The following is a 21,762-nucleotide window of genomic DNA, read 5'->3' on the forward strand; positions in this document are numbered from 1 at the left end:
AAATTACTAGTTGGCATGATTTCCAATATGCGCTCATGCCATTGTTGGGAACTTATGAACCTACCTCTATAAAAGTTAAGTCATTAACTGATAATAGAACAGCCACTTTGTGGCTACCTTTGGCCAAATGGCAGATTGATCCCCAAAATCCAGATATTTTAAAGAGCTTGGGAATTACACCTTTTATCCCTAGCATTCCCCCTTTTGTTGGAGAAGTTTTAAAAAATACACCGGCGCAGAAGCTGGGCTTACAATTAAATGATAAAATTCTATCGATAAATAACATTGAGGTAACAGACTGGTTGCAATTGGTAAATTATGTTAAAGCAAACCCGGATACGACTATTACTTTAAAAATCTATCGTCAAGGAAAAATTCAACTATTAAAAGGGAAAACAGGTGTTGTCCAAAAAGATGGGGTCGCGCAGGGATTCCTGGGTGTACAGTCGCAAAAAGTAAATTGGCCTCCTAATTTACTTCGCGAACATCGAGAGCATGTGTGGCAGGCTGCCAATTCAGCCCTCGCACAAACTATAAGCCTCACTGGCGCTACTTTTAAACTAATAGGGCGATTAATCACAGGTGATTTACCGATACAAACAATCAGTGGTCCGGTAGGTATTGCCCAAGGCGCGGGCGAATCGGGTCGTAGTGGATTGCCGTATTACCTTTATTTTTTAGCACTAGTAAGTATTAGTTTGGGAGTGCTTAATATTCTGCCAATTCCTATGCTTGATGGGGGGCATTTACTTTATTATGTTATTGAAATAGTTAGACGAAAACCTCTATCTGAACCTGTAAAATCCGCTGGGGTATACCTGGGTTTGGTTTTATTATTTGCTTTAATGGTTATTGGTTTTACAAATGATTTATCCCGATTAGGGTAGAGATTGTATTTGTAGAGTTGACAGTTGGCCTTAGTTCCTATAAAAGGTTTCCAAAATTTGAGTTTTATCGACTGCAGGTTGTCCTGGATAAAAAATAATAATGAATAAAATAAGTAAAAAATTTCTTTTGGGCGTTTGTTCTACTGCATTGTTTTGGTCTGCCGAGATTAATGCCGCTAACGGTTTCATCGTTAAAGATATTAAAGTAATTGGTCTACAACGAGTCAGTACGGGGACAGTTTTAAATTACCTTCCTGTACAAGTAGGGGAAGAAATCAGTGCTTCTTCTACCCCGCAAATAATTCGTGCCCTTTATGAAACAGGATTTTTCCAGTCTGTGGAATTAGAAAGGCAAGGCAATACTTTAATTGTCCGTGTAATTGAGCGAGCAACAATTGGTTCTATAAACGTTGTTGGGAATAGTGAAATTCCTGGCGATAAAATGAAAGAAATATTAAAAGACTTAGGATTGGTAAAGGGACAAGTTTTTCAACGCTCTGCATTAGAACGATTGGAAAAAGAATTAAAACAAGTCTACAACATACGTGGCAAATATAATTCGCGTATTGAATCCCATGTTACTTCCCTTACAGAAAATCGAGTTGCCATTAACGTTACCATTTCGGAAGGAAGAGTATCCCGGATTAAAGAAATCAAAATAATCGGTAATCATGATTTTTCAGAAAGTGAACTGTTATCAGAATTAGATCTAAGTAGCAGTGGCATGTTTACTTACTTTAGTAAAAAAGATCAGTACACTAAAACAGCCATGGACTCTTCTTTAGAGGCCTTACGCTCGTTTTATTTGGATAGAGGATACCTAAAGTTTTCTATCATATCTTCTCAAGTTCTATTATCTCCTGATAAAAAAGATGTCTTTATTAATATTCAAATTGAAGAAGGGCCGCAATATCATTTTTCAGGGTTCGATGTAGTGGGAAATACCATTGTCCCCAAAGAAAAAATTAATTCCATTGTAAAAATAAAACCGGGAACAGTTTTTTCACGTAAAGTGGTTACGGAATCGGTGTCTGCTATAGGCCAAGAATTAGGCGACGTGGGCTATGGTTTTCCGGCGATAAATGCTGAGCCAAAGGTAGATGAAAAAAATAAGACTGTATTTATAACTTTTGTTGTAGATCCCGGCAGGCATATTTATGTTCGCCGCATCAATTTCCATGGAAATACCAAAACGGGTGATTATGTATTGCGTAATATTATTCGTCAAAATGAAGGATCACTTCTTTCCTTGCATAATATTAAAGAATCAGAGCGGCAGTTACATCTTTTAAATTACTTAAAAAATGTGAATATAAAAACTACTCCCGTGCCTGGAACGAATAACCAGGTTGATTTAGATGTAGACGTGGAGGAGGCCCATTCTGCAGAAGCAAATGCCTCGTTGGGTTATGGTACTAATGGACCTCAATTTAACGCTGCGTTTAACCAATATAACTTTATGGGTACCGGGCGCACAGTAGGCGTAGGATTTAATGCCAGTTATTGGGGACAAAATTACTCATTAAATTACTACAATCCTTTCTATACCAATACTGGCATAGGCCGCGGTGTAGACTTTTATTTTGCCAAGGTAGATCCCAAGCATTTGGACGTAGCTTCGTATGGCTCCGACCGTTTTGGTGGAAATGTTACCTATAACATGCGCCTTAGTGACAATAGCAGTTTTCAGTATGGATATGGATATCAGGGTTTAAATATTCAATCAGTAGGAATAGTTCCCCAATACCAAAATTTTGTGAATTTATATGGGCGGAATTTTCAACAAATCCGTCTCAATTCGGGCTGGAACCGTAATACATATGATCAGCTCCCTTATCCGACAAGTGGAACCAATCAACAAACTACTTTATTAGTCGCCTTACCTGCCAACTCCAAATCCTTCGATTATTACAAAGCCTCTTACCAAGCGCGGGCTTATTATCCTTTACTGAAAGATTTTATCTTTACTCTTTATGGTAATGTGGGCTATGGAAACCAATTTAATGGCAAGGGGTTACCATTTTTTGAAAACTATTTTGCTGGCGGTATTGCGCAACCCGGTCAGGTGCGTGGGTATCAAAGTTATTCATTAGGCCCGCAGGATTTCCGTAATAATTCTTTAGGGGCTAACTTTTTAGTCAATGGTAGCGCGGGTATTGCTTTACCTTATCCACTAAGCAGAGAAACCATTCGTACAACTTTGTTCGTGGATGCGGGTAATGTTTACTCAGAAGGTACGCCGGCCGCTTTAACAGGAACCCTTTCGGGTCCTATGAGGTATTCAGCTGGTGTGGCGGTAGAGTGGCGATCGCCCTTTGGGCCATTGGCATTTAGTTTAGCCAAACCTCTAAATAAACAGCCTTTAGATGAAGAAGAACCGTTCCAATTTACAGTTTCTTCTAGTTTCTAAGTTTAATATAGTGGCGCTAAGGTCTAACAAACGATTGCGTGAATAATGTGAAGCCTGCGAGATGTGTGAAGATTGATTGTCTCAGGCTTTTCGATCCAACCTACATTTTGCCCAGGTGGTATGAATATGCTAGGATGGAAATCTATTGCAAATAATTTTGCTATAGGTAATATACCGCATCAAAATGTATAGATACTTTTTTATTAGTTGAAAACCGGGGAGTAATTATGAAGCGAGTTGGTGGTGTGTTAGTCGCATTGTTTTTAGCGATGGGTTCCGTAAGTGCAATAGCTGACGGCACAAAAATTGGGGTTGTAGATTTACAAAAAATTATGCAAACCTCATCGCAAATGAAAGCGATTCAAGAAAAATTAGAAAAAGAATTTAAACCCCGTCGCGATAAGTTAGTGGCTACGGAAGAAAGCTTGAAAAAAGATATGGAAAATTTCAAGAAAGAAAGCGCTGTAATGAGCCAGGCACAAAGAAAAGATTTGGAAAAGAAAATTATTGCAACGCAACAGCAATTTGAGCGTGAAGGTCAACAGTACCAGCAAGAATTAAGTACTGCGCATAACGAAGCAATGGAAGCGTTTTATAATAAAATTCGTGCGGCCATTGCCAAAGTAGCACAAAATGAACAATACGATGTTGTGTTGCAAAAAGATGCTGCTCCTTTTAGCTCTGACAAACTAGATGTGACTGCAAAAGTAATACAAGAAATTAAGTAATAGGGATAAACCGAGTATATCGAGCCGTGCACCTTAGTAAGCGGAGATTTGTGAGAGCAAAATTTCCGCTTCCTGCGGTCGCGGTTCGGTTGTCTAATATTCACGCCATATTCTTACTATGCTCCATTTTGGGGAAAATAAAATCAAGAAAAAGAGAGAAACATTATGAGTGAAGTAGTGGATATTACGAGAGTTCTTGATTTATTGCCGCATCGCTTTCCATTTCTTTTAGTGGATCGCGTCTTAGAATATAAAGAATTTGATTATTTGAAAGCTATTAAAAATGTCACCATCAATGAACCTTTTTTTATGGGCCATTTTCCTGGTAATCCCATTATGCCAGGTGTTTTAATGTTAGAAGCGCTTGCACAGGCAAGTGCCATTCTTTCAAATTTATCGCGTACCCCACAAGAAGGCTATGAGTTTTTATACTTTTTTGCTGGAATCGATAATGCCAAATTTAAACAAGTAGTAACTCCAGGCGATCAGCTTCGTTTAGAAGTAAAGCTTGTGGGTCAGAAAAGGGATTTTTGGCGCGTTCATGGGGAAGCGTTTGTGGAGGATAAATTAGTTTGTTCTGCAGATTTAATGAGTGCTGCAAAGGAAGTTAAAAGTGATAAGTGAGCATGCAATAATTCATCCTTCAGCAAAATTGGCTGATGGTGTAACTGTGGGGCCCGGTACTGTCATTGGTGCAGACGTGGAAATTGGCGAAAATACCTGGATTGGTCCTCATGTTGTCATCCAGGGGCCTACGGTTATTGGTAAAAATAATAAAATTTTTCAATTTGCCTCTGTGGGTGATGAACCCCAGGATAGAACCTATCAAGGCGAGCAGACGCGATTAGAAATTGGTGATAATAATATTATCCGTGAATTTTGTACGATTAGTCGCGGAACTGTTAAAGGCGGACTAACTCGCATTGGAAATGATAATTTTTTAATGGCATATACACATATTGGCCACGATTGTATGGTAGGAAACTACGTTATAATGGTGAATTATTCAGCATTATCTGGCCATGTGATCGTTAACGATTATGCAAATATTGGTGCTTACGCGGCTATTCATCAATTTTGCCAAGTGGGTGCGTACGCTTTTATTGCCAGAGCGACCTACGTTACGAAAGATGTATTACCCTATGTGATGATCGCAGGCCATGCCACCTCGGCTTGTGGGATTAATACAGTGGGTTTACGTCGACGCGGCTTTTCTTCTGCAGCCATTGATTGTTTACGTCGTGCTTACAAAATTATTTTTAGAAAAGGGCTTACTGTGCAACAAGCTGTTGCAGAGCTTGAGCTTTTACAAAATGACTGTCCTGAAGTAGTGCCTTTAATTGATGCTTTAAACCAAGCAACTAGAGGAATTGTGAGATAATGCTTAAAGCCATATTGGCTGTTGCAAGTGGAGGTGCATTGGGTGCTTTAGCCCGCTTCGCAGTTGTTAGTGTTACTCCATTTGTTTTAAATTTTCGCTTTCCCTTTGGTACTTTAATTGTCAATACTTTAGGATCTTTTCTCATTGGTTTCTTGATGGTTTTACTCCTTGGTCGGTATGTGATGGGAGCTGAAACATGGCGTCTTTTTTTAGTCGTTGGTTTTTTAGGTGCTTTTACAACTTTTTCTAGTTTTGCCTGGGAAACCTGGTATCTTGTTGAAAATGGCCAATGGCTTGGCGCGACGATAAATATTATTGCCAATAACTTTTTAACCTTATTGTTTGCCTTACTGGGAATGTTTAGCGGTAGATGGCTACTAGGGAGTGTTTAATGCAAGTAAAGGTTACCCGGGTATATTTAAGTGAGGACTCACCGCTCCTCAATGAATTATTTGATTTCTTACAAAAAGAAGAACTGCAAGGGGCTACTATATTTCGTGGGGTAAAAGGTTTTAGAAAATCAGGAAAAATGCGAGAAGCCCGTTTTCTCGATATGCGTCTTGATTTACCTATGGTGATTGAGTTTTTTGATCTTCCGGAAAAAGTTGATACTATTTTGGAACTTTTTAAAGATAAAATACCCCCAGGTCATGTTCTTCAATGGATAGCAGAGGTTAAGTAGTCATATGTTAGATCCGCATTTACTCCGTGAAAACCCTCAACACATCGCCAATGAATTAAAAAAAAGAGGGTTTGATTTTGACGTGAAGCAATTTACTGCTCTTGAGGAGCAGCGAAAGAAATTGCAAATTGCTACCCAATCTTTGCAGAATGAAAGAAACCAGCGTTCCAAGAGCATTGGTCAAGCAAAGGCAAGGGGAGAAGATATTACTTCTATGCGGGAAGAGGTACACAAGCTGGGAGAAGAATTAGAGGCAAAAAAAGCCGAACTGGCAGAAATCTTACATAATATTGAAGCAATTAGTCTTACATTACCCAATATTCCTCATTCTTCAGTTCCTGTAGGCAATGATGAAAAAGATAATATAGAGGTAAGGAAGTGGGGTCGGGTTCCTTCTTTTGATTTTGCTATAAAATCCCATGACGAGTTGGGTGAAGGTTTAGGGCAAATGGATTTTAGCCTGGCGGCAAAAATTACTGGTAGCCGCTTTGTGGTTTTAAAAGGAAGTCTGGCAAAATTACAAAGAGCACTTACCCAGTTTATGTTAGACACGCATGCGAGTCTAGGATATCAGGAAATTTATGTACCCTTTATCGTCAATGCTGATAGTCTCTACGGAACGGGGCAACTGCCCAAATTTGAAGAAGATTTATTTAAATTAGTGGGGGAAAATAATTATTATCTCACCTCCACGGCAGAAATTCCGGTTACTAATACGGTGCGCAATGAAATTTTATCTCTGGAGCAGCTTCCATTACGCTATGTTTGTCACTCACCTTGTTTTCGTAGCGAAGCCGGCTCTTATGGTAAAGACACCAAAGGGATGATACGTCAACATCAATTTGAAAAAGTAGAATTGGTTTGGATAACAACACCGGATAAATCATACGATGCATTAGAGCAATTAACCCAAGATGCGGAATCCATTTTAAAAACCTTGGAACTCCCATACCGTGTATTAACTTTATGCACAGGCGATATGGGTGCGGGCTCTGCAAAAACCTATGATTTAGAAGTGTGGTTACCTAGTCAAAATATCTATAGAGAAATCTCTTCTTGCAGTAATATGGAATCTTTCCAGGCAAGAAGAATGCAAGCACGCTATCGCCTCCCCAGTACCGGCGAAACTGCCTTGGTCCACACGTTGAATGGCTCTGGATTGGCGGTGGGTAGAACCCTGGTGGCGATTATGGAAAACTACCAGGATAAGCAAGGTAATATTATAGTCCCACATGCCTTGAGACCTTATCTAGGTGGGTTAGAAGTCATTACTGTTTAAAGTAACCGGTTCTGGTAGTGGTGTATTTTCCCCGGAACTCACGGTACAGCTCCACACCGTTTTGCGAACTGCAGGAGGAGCGACAGAACGATGCATCTTTGGGGGCTTCGATCCGAATTGCTTCTTTGCTTGCAAAAACGCGATTTGCGATAACTAAATCAGAGCCTGAAAAAGTGTCCCCCATTCCCAGACAAGCTAAATAAATTTTGAAAATATTTTGTACATCCATTAAAATTCCATACTTTGTATATTGTTAATCTGCGAAATGGAATCTAGGAAAGCTCACAGGTTTTTTAAACCTACTGACAATTTAAGTTATCCAGAAGTGGTTGAAGCGCTTCGTTCAGGTTATGTGGTATTAATGTCAAGGTGTGCTTTTTCTTCTGAGGAAGAGGTGCGAAAGCACTATCCTCCCAAATTAGGAGCTGAGTTGGAGTGGGAGGTAAATGCCAAGCCTTGGTATCAAGAAAGAAGACACCTTTATATAGTCTGCTATAATCGCGAAACTGCTCAGTTAATAACCTCCACTGCCGAACCGGACAAAACTACAACCCCTTGGACCCTAAAATTCCGTTCAGATGAAATGGAGTTAACTCAATTGGATATAGAAGTCTGTCGGTCTGAAGAACTGTGGAAAAAATATAACGCCGCAGCTGTGCTACTTTCCCCATCAGATTACCCTACGGAGCGCGTTGTTTCTGTAATTAGTGACTTTAGAAAAATAATAAATTCACCGGTTTATTCTTTGGATGAGAAAACAGGGTATGACTGTCAAACAGGAACACGTGACATTCTAAAGGCTGTTAACCCATCCATTAATCCAAAACAACTAGTTTTACCAAAAGATACTAGGGTTTTAGCTTATTATTCGGAACAGGCTCTCGAGTTAAAAATCTCAACATCCTCTGCCTGTAGTATGGCCAGTAGTATGCTGACTTAGGTGAAAAGTAAGAATAAGAGATCTGTCACTTGTATGTGAAAATAAAAGAACTCTATAATTTCATGTGCAAGAAGGATAGTTGAATGAAAACCGCTAACCACCTACATCATTCATACTCAAGTTATTTCAAATCCTCCGCTTGTTTTTATTTCTTGTCCGGCACAAAGCATATTGCAATGAATTACCCAATTCTTAATTTTCACTTAAGAATTGGTTGCTATCATTGAATGTTAACCCTCGCTAGACGAAAGTCCGAGGTGTTTAAAATGCCCTGATTGATTATTGGATTTATACAAGGAATAGAAAAAATGAAAACTTTAACTAAGGAAATGCAAGCCGCTATTACCCCGGAAATCGCATTAAAGCTATTAGAAGCGGGTAATGAACGTTTTATGAATAATTTAAAAGTAAACCGTAATCTTCTAGAGCAGGCTAACGAAACTTCGGATGCCCAGCATCCTTTTGCGGTGATTTTAAGTTGTATCGATTCACGAACCTCTGCAGAGCTCATTTTTGATCAAGGATTGGGTGATGTATTTAGTATTCGTATTGCCGGTACCATCATAAATGAAGATATTTTAGGCAGTATGGAGTTTGCATGTAAAGTAGCGGGCTCTAAAATTATCGTTATTTTGGGCCATACTAAATGCGGTGCCGTAAAAGGGGCATGTGATCATGTAGAAATGGGAAACTTAACTACTCTTTTAGCAAAAATTCAACCAGCTATTCAAGCTGAACAAACTGTTATTGAAAATCGAACTTCTAAAAATGAAGAATTCGTAGAAAAAGTAACTGTCATTAATGTAGAACAGGCTGTACAGATGGTTATGGAGCGAAGTTCCATTTTAAGGGAAATGATTAACTCTGGAAAATGCGGAATTATCGGTGGTAGCCATAATATCACGACTGGAAAGGTTACTTTCTATCCTAATACGATGTTCGGTTTTTTTAAATCCCCGAATACTACCACCACTGATGCTGCTGAAAAGAAGCCCACGCTTATGGCAAAGCTTTAAAAGCTGTTAAGTTATATTCGGTTATTTTTAAATCCCACCATTTAAGGTGGGATTAAACCCTATTTAGATTAAAAAATACAGGATTTACTCCATACGATGTAAAAAGAAGAATAATCAATATATTCCCCGTTGCAGCATTGCCATTGTATTGTAAGCAAAAATGTTATTGAATTTATGTCGAGAAAGGCATTTTACTAAGAATGCCTCAAGTATTTATAAAATGAATGTGAGAACTACCTACTTAAGAAATTATTAAAATATAAGGAGTGTATTTTGGAAAGGGAATGGCCAGCGAAAGAATATGAAATTGGTTCTTATATTCAAGCAGCAGGGGCAACTGCTTTTTTGCCGAAATTGCATTTACAAAAAACAGATGCAGTATTAGACGTGGGTTGTGGAAACGGAGCATTTACACGAAGGATTTTAGAGCAAGTTCCTCATGGTTCTGTGATGGGAATAGACACTTCGGAAAATATGTTGGCTTTAGCAAAAAAAGTAATAAAAGATTTTCCTAACTTTTCAGTAAAAAAAGAAAATGTTCTAACCATGCGTTTTGAGAATGTTTTCGATAAAGTTGTATCTTTTTGGTGTTTACAATGGGCACCTGATATCCATCTGGCTTTTCAAAACATTTTTAACGCACTTAAAAAAGGCGGCCAGGTTTTTACTCTTTTCCCTGCTGGGGATGATCCTTTCATTATGGCTTATTATGCACTCAGAGATTCTGGAAAATTTTCATGCTTAAAGAATTTTAAAGCGCCTGTAGATTATTCTCGTTTGGCAAATCTTGCGGAGAAATTAAAAAATATACCTAATAAAAAATATGAAGTTACTAAAGAGTCAGTGTCTCTGACACTACCGAACCTTAATACTTTTCGAAAGTTCGTTTATGGTATTTCCTTTTATCAAGGACAAGTCGCCGAGTTCGAAGTTCGAAGACTAAATGAAGAAATGATTAACTGGTATGAAAACCAGTGTGTGGAAAAATGGAATGGAAAATATGCATTTGATTTTTCTCTTTATCTCGTCACAGGAGAAAAAAGTTAAACATAAGCTGCCACTCCGGCCATTATTAAAAAACCAATAATCACAAAACTAAAATAGCGAAGGTCGCAACAACGTTCTACCATTACGCAGCGCTCAAGACCGTGTAAGGTTCCCAAGTATAGAAAGGTACCTGCTGAAAGAGAGAGGAGAATGGGATCGAAAAGTGAGTCGGTCTCTACTCCTTGGTTTAAATACCATCCTAGAAAAATACCTAATGGCGTCATTAATGCGAAGACAAGAAAAAATGTCATAGAGCTAAAGGTACTGAGTGAGCTTTTATTGAGTTGCACGGCAATAGCAAAACTTTCGGCCCATTTGTGGGTGATAATGGCTAAAAATAACATAATAATTATTGGTGCTTCATGACTATAGCCTAATGCGCTAGCTAGAACTAATGAATGAAAAGAAAGCATGAGCCATGCCAAGATAGCAAAGGCGGGGTGGTTGGCTGCCTGGTGGTGATATAGTTCTTGGCCTAGATGTTCAAACCATAGAAAAACTAAAAAAACGACACCGGTGATTATAAATGCAAAAGGATAATCATATCCCAACTTGGCAAACATATCATTAGCTTCGGGTAGCATATGTAATAGGGCCGCGCCCAGGAAAACACCGGTGGCTAAGGTTTCACCGAGGGGGAAATCGAAATGCTCATCTTTTCTTATACGTTTTTTAAAAGGATACCAACCGGCTAACAAAATAACTGCAAAAATGCTTAGTGCAGAAATTATTTTCAAAGTGGCTGTAGCCATCATACAAAAAATCCTTGAAGCATTAAATTATTGGCCGGCATCATACAGCGTTTATTTAGCAAGAGCTATAGATGCAATTTCTTGAAAAACCCTAACCTTAACGATGGTGTATTGGTTCGTTAGTGCTATTCGTAAATAATTTTTCTCTTTTTCGCTTAGCTTTCCATTAACGAAAATATCGATAGTAAGCTTGCCATCTAAATAGTGAATAAGCCACGTTTTAAATGTGGGTATGTTTTGTTGCCACTCCTGGATAAAGTGTTTTTCTAAATAAGAGCGATTGGGTAGTTTCAGAGAGGGGCGGTTTACTTCATCATCTTCTGGGTCAACGTGTACAACGACATCTTTTACATGTTCAATATCATTCATCAGGGCATCGTGGACGTGCTGCGCGATAAAATGTCCCTCTGAAACAGAAATATAAGGATCTACTAAAATATGTACATCAATATAAATATCAGGACCCATCATGCGGCTTCGCAGCTGATGTATTTTGATGACTCCGTCTACTGACATAATGGTATTTTTAATTTTTTTCAGCAATTCTGGCTCAACGGCGCTGTCTACCAATTCTTTAACGCTATTCCAACCATAATCCCACCCCATTTTAATAATCATGCACCCAACAATAATAGCGGCTACGGCATCCAGATAGTGAAATCCGGCAATAGAGCCAATCAAACCAACAAGAACCACTATGGATGCAGCCGCGTCAGAGCGATGGTGCCATGCATTGGCAATGATTAATTCTGAACGAATTTTTTTGCCTATTCTGCGCGTGTAATGAAAGAGAGCCTCATTGGTAAAAATGGAAAACAAAGCGATTACCAAAGAGATGTAACTAGGTTTGGTAATGTATTTATCTAATAACTCTGTAAAAGAATCCCAGGCTATCCCGGTACCTGCAAGAATAAGAAAAAGTGACAGCATAAATGTAGCGGCTGTTTCAATGCGTTGGTGTCCATATGGATGGGAATGATCGGCATCTTGGCTGCCATATTTTGAAGCAAATAAAACCAGAATATCAGCTAAAAGATCAGAGAAAGAATGAATGCCGTCCGCTACTAATGCGTGAGAATGAAAAAAAAGTCCCCCAACTACTTTTATAAAACCTAAAAAAGCATTAAGAATCCCACCAATAATCGTAACCTTTTTGGCTTCTTTATAGCGAACCCCGTTTTCCATTTTGATCCTTTTTTAAAAGGTAACCTGAGTGTACAAGATTTTTGAAGGGAGTTGTAGGCTGGTACCGAAGGCTCAACAAGGGTGATTAGCTTATTGGACTTTCGTCACCCTTGCTTCTGCAAAATTCTAAAGCATTCGCTGAAAGGGTTGTATCTTCAATGGTTTTTAGCAACTCTCCACAATGTTATCCACAGATTTTGTGGATAACATTCTTATGGAAAATGGAGGGATAAATGAAAAAAAACCTTTATTTACAAAGGATTGAAAAAAGCAACAAAAAGTTAAGCGTTTTTGAAATTTTTTTTAAGATGGAAGTTATCCACAATTGAGAGGGATTAAAAGATTTAAAAATACTTAGCTATATTAGCGAAAGAAAATTTGAAAAAACAGACTTGACTTGCATTTTTTTGCAAATAAAGTGGATCTAAATTTGCAAATAGTGCTCATAATTTCCCAGCCACCGCTCTGCTATGCTTCTAGCAATCTCCGGTTTCTCATGTAGTAATCGATTGGCAATTGGCGCGAGGCTATGCAGTATCTCGCTATCGCGTGGCAGTTTTGCAATTTTAAATTCTTTATAGCCAGTTTGGCGGATTCCTAACATTTCTCCTGCTCCGCGTAGCTGTAAATCTTTCTCAGCAACAACAAAGCCATCGTTGGTTGAACGCATAATCCGTAATCTTTCCGCACCGATAGAGGAAAGAGGATTTTGATACAATAAAAGGCAATGCGCTTGTTGTTTTCCTCTGCCGACGCGTCCTCTTAATTGGTGTAGCTGTGATAATCCCAAACGCTCCGCATTTTCAATTATCATAAGACTGGCATTGGGGACATCAACGCCCACTTCAATTACCGTAGTGGCTACTAACAAATCAAGGGTGCCGTCTTTAAAAGCAATCATTATTTCTTCTTTTTCTTGGGGTTTCATTCTTCCATGAATCAAACCAATACGTGCTTTTGGTAATTGTTCTTGCAAATTTTCATAGGTAGCCACGGCAGCCATGCATTGTAATTTTTCAGAATCTTCAATAAGAGTGCAAACCCAGTAAGCTTGTCTACCCTCGTTAATGGCTTCGCGTAAGCGGGTAATAATTAATTCGCGTTTATCCTGGTTAATAATGGCTGTGACAACCGGACTACGTCCAGGAGGTAATTCGTCTAAAATAGATAAATCCAAATGCGCATAATGCGTCATTGCTAATGTTCTGGGGATTGGTGTTGCCGTCATTAGCAATTGATGGGGAGTGGTATTGTTTTCTTGCCCTTTTTGTTGCAAGGATAGACGCTGCTCAACCCCAAAACGATGCTGCTCATCAATAATCACTAAACCCAACTGCGCGAAAACGACTTTGTCTTGAAAGAGTGCATGGGTGCCAACAATTAATTTGGTTTTATTTTGGGCAACAGCCTGCAAGACCTCTCTTTTTTGAACGGTTTTCATTTTTCCACTTAAGCGTAAAACCGAAATCCCTAAAGGGTTAAGCCAGTGGGACAAGGTATTAAAATGCTGCTCACTTAAAAGATCGGTTGGTGCCATTAGCGCGACTTGATATCCGCTCGCGATAGCTTGCACTGCTGCTAAAGCAGCTACTACTGTTTTCCCGGCGCCTACATCCCCTTGTACTAACCGTAACATAGGCTTGTCTTGTATTAAATCCTTGCTGATTTCTTCCTGAACTCTTTTTTGGGCATTGGTTAAAGGAAAAGGGAGCAAATGTAAGAAACGATGTTGCAGCTCAACATTACTAGGCAAGATAGGGGATTTTTGCATGCCTCTTTGGAATCTGGCTAATTGTATGCTTACGCGTTGCGCCAATAGCTCATCGAAAATAATACGTTTTATAGCAGGGTGTACACCTTCTTCTAAAGAACTAATAGACGTATCCGGAGCAGGGTTATGAATGTTTTCAATCGCCTGGGAGAAAGGTAAAAAAGAATGTGTGTGTAATTCCTCTTCCTGCATCCATTCTAACGCGCTTAATTCCTGCTTATAAAAGGTCAGTATATGTTTAACTAATTGACGTATTTTGGTTTGGTTCAGACCTAAAGTGCTGGGATAAATCGGAGTTAAGGTTTCTTCTACTTCACATGCTTTATCATCATCCAGGATGATATATTCTGGATGGATCATTTCAGGAGTATTAGCAAACATGCGTACTTCGCCAAACGCACGAACGGAGGCGTTGTTTTTTAGTTTTTCTTGTTGTTGCTTATTAAAATGAAAAAAACGTAATTTCAAAATCCCCGTTTTGTCTTCGATAAAGCAGTACAGCATGCGCTTGCGCCCAAATTTTATCTCTGTTTTACATACCCTGCCTGCTACTACACACCATTCATTTGCTCTTAAATCTTGAATCGGCGTAATCCGTGTGCGATCTTGGTACCGTAGTGGTAAATGGAAAAGTAAATCGCGCAATGTTTTAATTCCACATTTCGTGAGTTTTTCCGCCAGTACAGGTCCAACACCAGGTAAAGATTCACAGGATTGATTTAACACAGTAGGATCTAAGCTAAAAAAATTGATAATACCAATAATTCTACCAAAAAAAATAACCTATTTAAGGGATAAAAGGATTTTAAATGAATCGTATTCTAACTTTCGCAGCCGGCCTTATTATTGTTTGGATAATAGGTTATTTGTTAATAGCTGGACGTGGTCTTTTAATTCCCTTTGTAGTGGCGCTATTTATTTGGAATTTGTTAAATACCATTATTAATAGTATTCAAAAAATCCCTAGGGTTGGGCCCAGGCTGCCCTATTCAATTAGTATGATTTTTTCTTTAGGTATTGTCGTTATTCTAATCTGGGTGGTGATAAACATTATTACAAACAATGTAAATGATGTGATTTTTGCTTCTGCCAGATATCAAGAAAATCTTTCGCGGATATTAGATACCATTGATAAGCGCTTTAATATAAATACCATTAGTACATTTAATAGCTTCTTTAAAGATATAAGCGTACAGGGAATGTTACTCAATATTTATGGAGTTTTTACTACTATAACTGGATCTGCAATACTGATAGGCCTCTATGTTATTTTTTTATTCGTGGAACAACATTATTTTAGAAGTAAAATGAATGCACTTTTTTCAAGAGCTTCTCATAGGCATTTGGTAGACAGTATTATCTCCCACATTGGCAAAGATACTCAAACCTATTTAGGTATAAAAACGCTTTTAAGCTTACTCACCGCTTTTGCCAGCTGGGTAATAATGAAAAGCGTCAATTTGGATTTTGCGGAATTTTGGGCGCTTTTGATTTTCTTTTTAAATTATATCCCTAATATCGGGGCTATCATTGCCACTGCGTTCCCAGCGTTATTGGCTTTAATTCAATATGAAACGTGGTTTCCTTTTATCGTCGTCACTTCTGGAATTGTAATCATTCAATTTATTATTGGTAATTTTATTGAGCCCCGATTTTTAAGTAAGTCGCTTAATTTAAGTCCTTTAGTAATTATTCTTGCATTAGGGTTATGGGGGATGATCTGGGGTGTTTTAGGTATGTTTTTATCGGTCCCCATTACCGTAATGATGGTTATTATTTTTGCGCATTTCGAATCGACCAGGCCTATTGCTGTACTCTTGTCCCAAGATGGAGATGTTAAAAAGAATTACCTCAATGAACATTAATCTTTTTCGGGGTATATTACCGTATTTTTATGATCGCTATTCCAGATCGCTTCTTCGCTAAGAGTGGTCTCGATAAATTCAATAGGCATCCCCTCCTCGGCAATCATGGCTACCTTAAAACCAGGGAAGGGTTCATAAGGAGCTAAAATTACTTCTTTCCCTGCGATTGCTTCTATTAAATTGTCTACTTTAAAAGCAATGTGTTGCTTGGTTTGTATCAATGGATGTAAAGGGGAATCTTTTTCGAAACGGTGGTATTGAATGCGGTATGCAGTGTCTTGGCCACCGCTGGTATACATTTTAAAGGTAGAGCTATACCGTTCACCAGGCCGGACCGTATTTGTTGGAATACCGGTATGATGGTATTCGTACTTGGTGGTCTTTATTGTCATTGTATAGCCTTTGCTTCTGGTATAAAAAAGCGCATAATAACCCCTTTTTTGATAAACTAAAAGATTCATGAAATCAACAGTAGAAGAACTTATTCAACAAGCTTTAGAGCAATTGAAAAGTAAAGGTGAAATACCTTTTGACTTACAGTATGAAATAAAGATAGATAGGGCAAAAGACCCTACCCATGGTGATTATGCGAGCAACATCGCTCTCGTTTTAGCCAAACCTGCAGGGAAACCTCCTCGTCAGTTAGCAGAATTAATCGTTGCCAATTTTCCTTCTTCTACCCAACTCGAAAAAATTGAAATAGCAGGTCCCGGGTTTATTAATTTTTTTATGCGCTCTACGGAATTGAGCCAAATTATTTCCACTGTTTTTAATCAGGGGGAAAAGTTTGGTCATTGTAATATTGGAAAAAACCAAAAAGTTATTTTGGAATATGTTTCTGCAAACCCAACAGGACCTCTCCACGTAGGTCATGGAAGAGGCGCTGCTTTTGGAGCTTCTCTTGCCAATATATTAAAGGCCGCAGGCTTTCAAGTGAGTAGTGAATACTATGTAAATGACGCAGGGCGTCAAATGAACATTTTAGCAGTAAGTGTTTGGCTGCGTTACTTGGCGTTAGCAGGAGAAAAAATTGTTTTTCCCGCAAATGGTTATCGCGGCGACTATGTAAATAATATTGCTGAGCAAATGGTAGTGCGACATGGCCGTGACTATGTTCATTCTTGGGCAATTATTAGCGTCGATCTACCCAAAGATGAACCCGAGGGCGGTGATAAAGAAATTTTTATTGATGCTATGGTTCAACGCGCAAGAGAAATAATCGGTGAAGCAGGTTTTTCTTTATTTCACAAGCAAGCATTAGATTCTGTATTAGCTGATATTAAAGATGATTTACAAGAGTTTGGTGTTACGTTCGATCGTTGGTTCTCCGAATTGTCTTTGTTACAAGATAAGTCCATAGAAAAAGGAATTCAGGCTTTAAAGAAAGCAGGTTATACCTATGAAAAAGAAGGTGCCTTATGGTTTAAGTCCACTGAATTTGGCGATGAAAAAGATCGTGTATTGATTCGAGCCAATGGGGTTAGCACTTATTTTGCTTCAGACGTAGCATATCATTGGAATAAGTATGATCGCGGATTTGAGCGAGTGATTGATATTTTTGGTGCTGATCATCATGGCTATGTGACCAGAGTAAAAGCTGCAGTAAATGCGTTAGGCCATGATGACAATGCGATAACGGTTCTATTTGTTCAGTTTGCCATTCTTTATCGTGGGGATACCCGTGTCCAAATGTCTACTCGAAGCGGTTCTTTTGTTACTTTAAGAGAATTACGAGAAGAGGTAGGTAATGATGCGGCCCGTTTTTTCTATGTAATGCGCAAGCCTGAGCAGCATATGGATTTTGATTTGGATCTGGCCAAATCACAAAGTAGTGATAATCCAGTTTATTATATACAGTATGCTCATGCCCGTATTTGCAGTGTCTTGCGGCAACTAAAAGAAAGAAACTTGAGCTGGGATGAAACAGTCGGGATTGAAAATATTGAACTACTTAAGGAACCTCATGAGAGTGCATTAATTACTTTAATAAGTCGTTATCCTGAAGTAATAGAAGCTTCTGCACGTCTTTGTGAGCCCCATCAATTAGCCTATTATTTGCGAGAATTGGCAAATGCTCTGCATAGCTATTACAATGCAATCATTTTATTATGTGAGCAAGAAGAATTACGCTGTGCGCGTTTATGTTTGTTAAAAGCTATTCGTCAGGTTTTACAAAATGGCTTGCACCTACTAGGCGTCTCAGCACCTGAGAGTATGTAATGGCAAAAGATTATCGTAAAAGAAATACAGGACGTAATAAAGGATCGAAACCTTATCTTTGGGTAGTTATTGCTTTTCTGGCGGGTTTTATTTGTACTTCTGTCCTGGATTTTTCCGCAATTGCTGAATGGGCAAAAACCAATCTTTTAGTCAAGCAAGTGGGTGGCAGTCAACTGACCAAAACTGTAGCGCATAATCAAAACCCGCAACCAAAGTTTGAATTTTATACTTTATTGACTAATGAAAGAACACCAGCAAATGAAGATAAGTTAGAGGAAAAAAATGGGGGGGCGCCAGAAACTGCCATCCAAAATCCAATCAATGATTTACAAAATAAGGCCGTGAAACCCGCACTGGCTTCAACCATTGATTTAACCACTAAAAGCACTCCACAGGCTTCCACACAAGCACAAAGCCAAACGACCAGAACTGTAAAACAAACTGCTGAGACCTTGGTCAATACGAAAGAATCATTTCTAGTTCAGGTAGCCGCATTTAGAGCCAAATCAGATGCAGAAAGAATGAAGGCAACGCTTATCTTAAAGGGGTTTAATGCTAATATTGCTTCTATTAATCAAGGCAGTATCAATTGGTATAGAGTAATAATTGGTCCTTTCTCCAGCAAACTCCAAGCCCAAAAAGCACAAGTAGCAATTGCTAGAAGTGAACATGTTATGGGGATGATAAGAAAACTAGATTCTTAATTCCTCACCATTCCCAGGGACATGCCCGGTTGCACTGAAACCTTTCGGGAAAAAAGTGGGCGATTTTCTAGCGGATGCCTCGAAGGCGAGTCTGGGAGATTGGGATTTTGTTAATGGCTCTATTGGACTCAATGAAGAAGTATTAACAATGCTGAGAGTCTCTTCCTTTCGTTCTTCCTGTTGACTAAAAACGCATTTTTTCAATGCACAAACAGCAAATATACCTGTTAATGCGAGCGCACTAAGAATACACACACTGCTAAGTGTTGCTAATATTCCCGTAGTAGCAAAAACAGGGAGAATAGTTGCTCCTTTGCTTATATAGATTGTGATTAAAGAACTTGTGATAAGAAAGGAAAGTGCACTCATAAGTAGAGTGAAAGTTGCATCAGAAGCTAAGAATTCCTTTAAACCGGTTTGGTTTTTATCAAGTGCATTGTCGACAAAAAGCTTCGTACGATAGGAATTTAATACGGTAAGAAGAGTGGTTGCTGTCATAAATAACATGGAAATAATGGTGGATATTCCAATGCCTACTGCGGAATAGACTCCTAAAAAGGCTAATATACCCCCCAATCCAAACAATAAGATGAATTGGTTTTGTTTAATATTTCTTTTTAAAAATGCATTAATTTTTTTATGCTGAAATAAATAGTCAAGCGAACCGTTTAAACTTAAATCAGTAAAAAATGCTGCCTTGTCTTTCTTAGACATAGCACAGCTTACTCCTCCTTTATCGCTTACAATACGGGAACAAGGAGCATCATTGAGCCCATCCCCGACAAAACAAACCCCCTCTGGTTGTGTCATCATTAAGCTACTTAAAAACTGTTCTTTTGCTTCCGGTGTTTGCTGCGCATTAATGTTCGTTTCGTCAAAAGGAAAATGGTTTTGTTGGTTAAAGGCCATAGCAGATAAAAGAGTATCACCGGTGAGTAAGATAATTTTTTTACCTTGTTCTTTTAATCGTTTTAATGAATCAATTACTCCCGGTCTAATTTCGTGTCGAATTAAAATCACTCCTTGAAATATACCATTTTCAGCAATATAAACAGGTGTTAGGCCTGTGGCCAGGGTAGCAGTAAGCCCGGAAGAGTGTTCGGGTACCTCAATACCTGCGCTCTGTATAAATTCCAAATTACCAATATGAATCCGCTGGCCTTGGACGACTCCGCTTAACCCGCGCTTCTTCGCATCAATTTCCACACCACGAATGTCATCAAAAACAGGCTTTTGCGCTTGTTGGGTGAAATAGTTACATATAGCACGCGCTATTGGATGCTCTCCTCCATGTTTTTCTTCCAAAAGAAATACTCTGCTTAACAAGCTTGGGGAAATACCATACATTTGATCGACTTTGCTTTTTCCTGTAGTTAACGTTCCTGTTTTATCAAATACAAAGGTATGAAATTCCCTTTCTTCATCCAACAGGCTTTCATTGCGCAATATAATATCTTTATGATTTCTATAATGAAGAGCTAAAATACGTGGGAGTTGGTGCGCTATGGCTATAGTACATGGACAAATAGCAAATAAAATGCCGGTAAGATTTTTTAGGATGAGAGAAGCTGTTAACGCACCAAAGGTTAAAGGAAAAATAAATACGCAGCTGAGAGCTATGAAAATTAAAGCCGTATAGAAAGTATAAAAATAACGATTGTTGTTGATCACTTCATTGGTTTTAGGGGTTCGGTTTGCGCGAAAGAGTAATTTATTCACTGTGCTATTATAGGGATTTGCAGTCGCATATACCTGTACGGTTTCTTCAAGATTGATGGCACCCGCTGGTACGTACGCTAAAAAGTCTTTTTTTTGCTGTGGTTCGCCATTTAATAAAGAAGCATCGACTACTGTATTTCCTACTAGAATAAAGCAATCGACGGGGAAGCATTCACCTCTTTTTACAGTGAGTATAGTGCCTTTAGTTAAAGAATTTTTGTTTTGAGGGAAAAAGCTTGCCTTGCTAATTATATTTTCGAGACCGACTTGCACTAATTCTATATCCGTTCCTTGCTTCTCTAAACTGGTTATTAAGTGTTGAAATGAAATCTCCAGATCAGAGGGTAGGTTTGCGCATTCGTATTCCTGCGCCATTTCAGGAAAGATTGACTTCATCCCCTGCAATTGTAAGTTCTTCGCTTTTTCTATAACTAAACGGTTAATTTCGTCCATGGTGTTAATAACAATAATTAAACCGATAGGCATCAGAAAACACATAAATGTCATGGATGCACCCATTAACATAGGCATAGACAAAATATGATAGAGGGTATGCAGGAAAGAGAAGAACCAACCTAAAGTTATGGAAGTGCTCATGTTGGCTATTTGACGATAGCGCAGATTATTAAAGAAATGCCAAATATAGTGGCGTATTGTAAATCCTGTTACTGAAAAACACAGGGTAGTTAAACCTAACGTGAGTAAAAATGAGGGAGGAAAAATACTGGTAAGAGCAAGAATACACCCCATACTTAGTAAGTTAAGTAGTATGCTTACCCAATTCTTATATTGTTGCTTGTTAGGGTTAATGGGTTGCTCAGCTGTAAAGATTTCAAAACCCACTTCAATGAGGGAATTTTTAAAACCTTGCGATAAATGGTCTTTTTCTTTTTTAAGGAGGACAATCTCGGAATCGCTTTCTATACTGATCATAAAGCGATGGACGCCCAAGCTGTAAGGTTCTGAATTGACATTTAGTTTGGCATCGAGAGGAAGATTGTGTTTATTTTTCAGTTCCTCTATATTTCCAAGGGCTCCTTGAATCGTAATTCCACATCCGTTGTAACACATAATTCCGGAAACTAAGAAAGAATCATCAAAGAGTATGTATTTTGTCATTCTGTTCCTAACAAAAAAGATATGCTGAAGAATAAAATAAACAGTTCTAAATTTCCA

At 38.6% G+C, this 21,762-nt stretch carries 20 protein-coding genes; 14 read left to right on the forward strand and 6 right to left on the reverse strand.

What is annotated here, in order from left to right:
- Positions 1–35: 35 nt before the first annotated feature.
- The 8 genes from rseP (at position 36) to serS (ending at position 7,367) form a co-directional block, all read left to right on the forward strand.
- Positions 36–887 carry an RIP metalloprotease RseP gene (rseP, locus tag EL206_RS07115; RefSeq protein ID WP_141117177.1) on the forward strand — a complete coding sequence of 284 codons (852 nt, stop codon included), beginning with the start codon at positions 36–38 and terminating at the stop codon, positions 885–887.
- 100 nt (positions 888–987) lie between these two features.
- Entirely contained in the window at positions 988–3,297 is a 2,310-nt protein-coding gene (bamA, locus tag EL206_RS07120) for an outer membrane protein assembly factor BamA (RefSeq protein WP_058462189.1), read from the forward strand.
- 227 nt (positions 3,298–3,524) lie between these two features.
- Positions 3,525–4,025: an OmpH/Skp family outer membrane protein gene (locus EL206_RS07125; RefSeq protein WP_058462188.1), complete on the forward strand. Its 501-nt coding sequence runs from the start codon at positions 3,525–3,527 to the stop codon at positions 4,023–4,025.
- A 165-nt stretch (positions 4,026–4,190) separates the two neighbouring features.
- Positions 4,191–4,649 (forward strand): 3-hydroxyacyl-ACP dehydratase FabZ, encoded by a 459-nt coding sequence (fabZ, locus tag EL206_RS07130; RefSeq protein WP_058462187.1) that lies wholly within the window; start codon positions 4,191–4,193, stop codon positions 4,647–4,649.
- Entirely contained in the window at positions 4,639–5,406 is a 768-nt protein-coding gene (lpxA, locus tag EL206_RS07135; protein ID WP_058462186.1) for an acyl-ACP--UDP-N-acetylglucosamine O-acyltransferase, read from the forward strand. Before fabZ ends, lpxA begins: the two co-directional genes overlap by 11 nt.
- On the forward strand, positions 5,406–5,798 hold the full coding sequence (gene crcB / locus EL206_RS07140) for a fluoride efflux transporter CrcB (protein WP_058462185.1): 393 nt from the start codon (positions 5,406–5,408) through the stop codon (positions 5,796–5,798). The genes lpxA and crcB overlap by 1 nt, the downstream gene beginning before the upstream one ends.
- The gene (locus EL206_RS07145) at positions 5,798–6,088 is read left to right on the forward strand and encodes a DUF190 domain-containing protein (protein ID WP_058462184.1); all 291 of its coding nucleotides are present in this window, start codon (positions 5,798–5,800) and stop codon (positions 6,086–6,088) included. Before crcB ends, EL206_RS07145 begins: the two co-directional genes overlap by 1 nt.
- Before the next feature lie 4 nt (positions 6,089–6,092).
- Entirely contained in the window at positions 6,093–7,367 is a 1,275-nt protein-coding gene (gene serS, locus EL206_RS07150) for a serine--tRNA ligase (protein ID WP_058462183.1), read from the forward strand.
- Here serS and EL206_RS07155 read toward each other — a convergent pair.
- Complete coding sequence (locus EL206_RS07155; RefSeq protein ID WP_058462182.1) at positions 7,357–7,596, reverse strand: hypothetical protein; 240 nt, start codon at positions 7,594–7,596, stop codon at positions 7,357–7,359. The genes serS and EL206_RS07155 overlap by 11 nt on opposite strands.
- A gap of 36 nt (positions 7,597–7,632) precedes the next feature.
- Here EL206_RS07155 and EL206_RS07160 point away from each other — a divergent pair, with 36 nt between their 5' ends.
- The 3 genes from EL206_RS07160 (at position 7,633) to EL206_RS07170 (ending at position 10,370) form a co-directional block, all read left to right on the forward strand.
- A complete protein-coding gene (locus EL206_RS07160; RefSeq protein ID WP_058462181.1) occupies positions 7,633–8,307 on the forward strand; it encodes a hypothetical protein in 675 nt (224 codons plus the stop codon).
- A gap of 308 nt (positions 8,308–8,615) precedes the next feature.
- Entirely contained in the window at positions 8,616–9,323 is a 708-nt protein-coding gene (locus EL206_RS07165) for a carbonic anhydrase family protein (RefSeq protein WP_058462180.1), read from the forward strand.
- 273 nt (positions 9,324–9,596) lie between these two features.
- A complete protein-coding gene (locus EL206_RS07170) occupies positions 9,597–10,370 on the forward strand; it encodes a class I SAM-dependent methyltransferase (RefSeq protein ID WP_232048534.1) in 774 nt (257 codons plus the stop codon).
- Here EL206_RS07170 and EL206_RS07175 read toward each other — a convergent pair.
- From EL206_RS07175 to recG, 3 genes are all read right to left on the reverse strand, one after another.
- Positions 10,367–11,122 (reverse strand): ZIP family metal transporter, encoded by a 756-nt coding sequence (locus EL206_RS07175; protein ID WP_407637806.1) that lies wholly within the window; start codon positions 11,120–11,122, stop codon positions 10,367–10,369. The two genes, EL206_RS07170 and EL206_RS07175, sit on opposite strands and share 4 nt — an antisense overlap.
- Before the next feature lie 51 nt (positions 11,123–11,173).
- Entirely contained in the window at positions 11,174–12,307 is a 1,134-nt protein-coding gene (locus tag EL206_RS07180) for a cation diffusion facilitator family transporter (protein WP_058462177.1), read from the reverse strand.
- Between the two features lie 424 nt (positions 12,308–12,731).
- The gene (recG, locus tag EL206_RS07185; protein WP_058462176.1) at positions 12,732–14,804 is read right to left on the reverse strand and encodes an ATP-dependent DNA helicase RecG; all 2,073 of its coding nucleotides are present in this window, start codon (positions 14,802–14,804) and stop codon (positions 12,732–12,734) included.
- 83 nt (positions 14,805–14,887) lie between these two features.
- Between recG and EL206_RS07190 the strand changes: the two genes are divergently transcribed.
- On the forward strand, positions 14,888–15,943 hold the full coding sequence (locus tag EL206_RS07190; RefSeq protein ID WP_058462175.1) for an AI-2E family transporter: 1,056 nt from the start codon (positions 14,888–14,890) through the stop codon (positions 15,941–15,943).
- Here EL206_RS07190 and EL206_RS07195 read toward each other — a convergent pair.
- Entirely contained in the window at positions 15,940–16,335 is a 396-nt protein-coding gene (locus EL206_RS07195; protein WP_058462397.1) for a VOC family protein, read from the reverse strand. The genes EL206_RS07190 and EL206_RS07195 overlap by 4 nt on opposite strands.
- Before the next feature lie 67 nt (positions 16,336–16,402).
- Here EL206_RS07195 and argS point away from each other — a divergent pair, with 67 nt between their 5' ends.
- A complete protein-coding gene (gene argS / locus EL206_RS07200) occupies positions 16,403–18,163 on the forward strand; it encodes an arginine--tRNA ligase (RefSeq protein WP_058462174.1) in 1,761 nt (586 codons plus the stop codon).
- On the forward strand, positions 18,163–18,867 hold the full coding sequence (locus tag EL206_RS07205) for an SPOR domain-containing protein (protein ID WP_058462173.1): 705 nt from the start codon (positions 18,163–18,165) through the stop codon (positions 18,865–18,867). The genes argS and EL206_RS07205 overlap by 1 nt, the downstream gene beginning before the upstream one ends.
- Here EL206_RS07205 and EL206_RS07210 read toward each other — a convergent pair.
- Positions 18,856–21,705: an HAD-IC family P-type ATPase gene (locus EL206_RS07210; RefSeq protein WP_058462172.1), complete on the reverse strand. Its 2,850-nt coding sequence runs from the start codon at positions 21,703–21,705 to the stop codon at positions 18,856–18,858. The genes EL206_RS07205 and EL206_RS07210 overlap by 12 nt on opposite strands.
- Positions 21,706–21,762: the final 57 nt, after the last annotated feature.

It is taken from the genome of Legionella adelaidensis (assembly GCF_900637865.1).
GTDB lineage: Bacteria > Pseudomonadota > Gammaproteobacteria > Legionellales > Legionellaceae > Legionella_A > Legionella_A adelaidensis.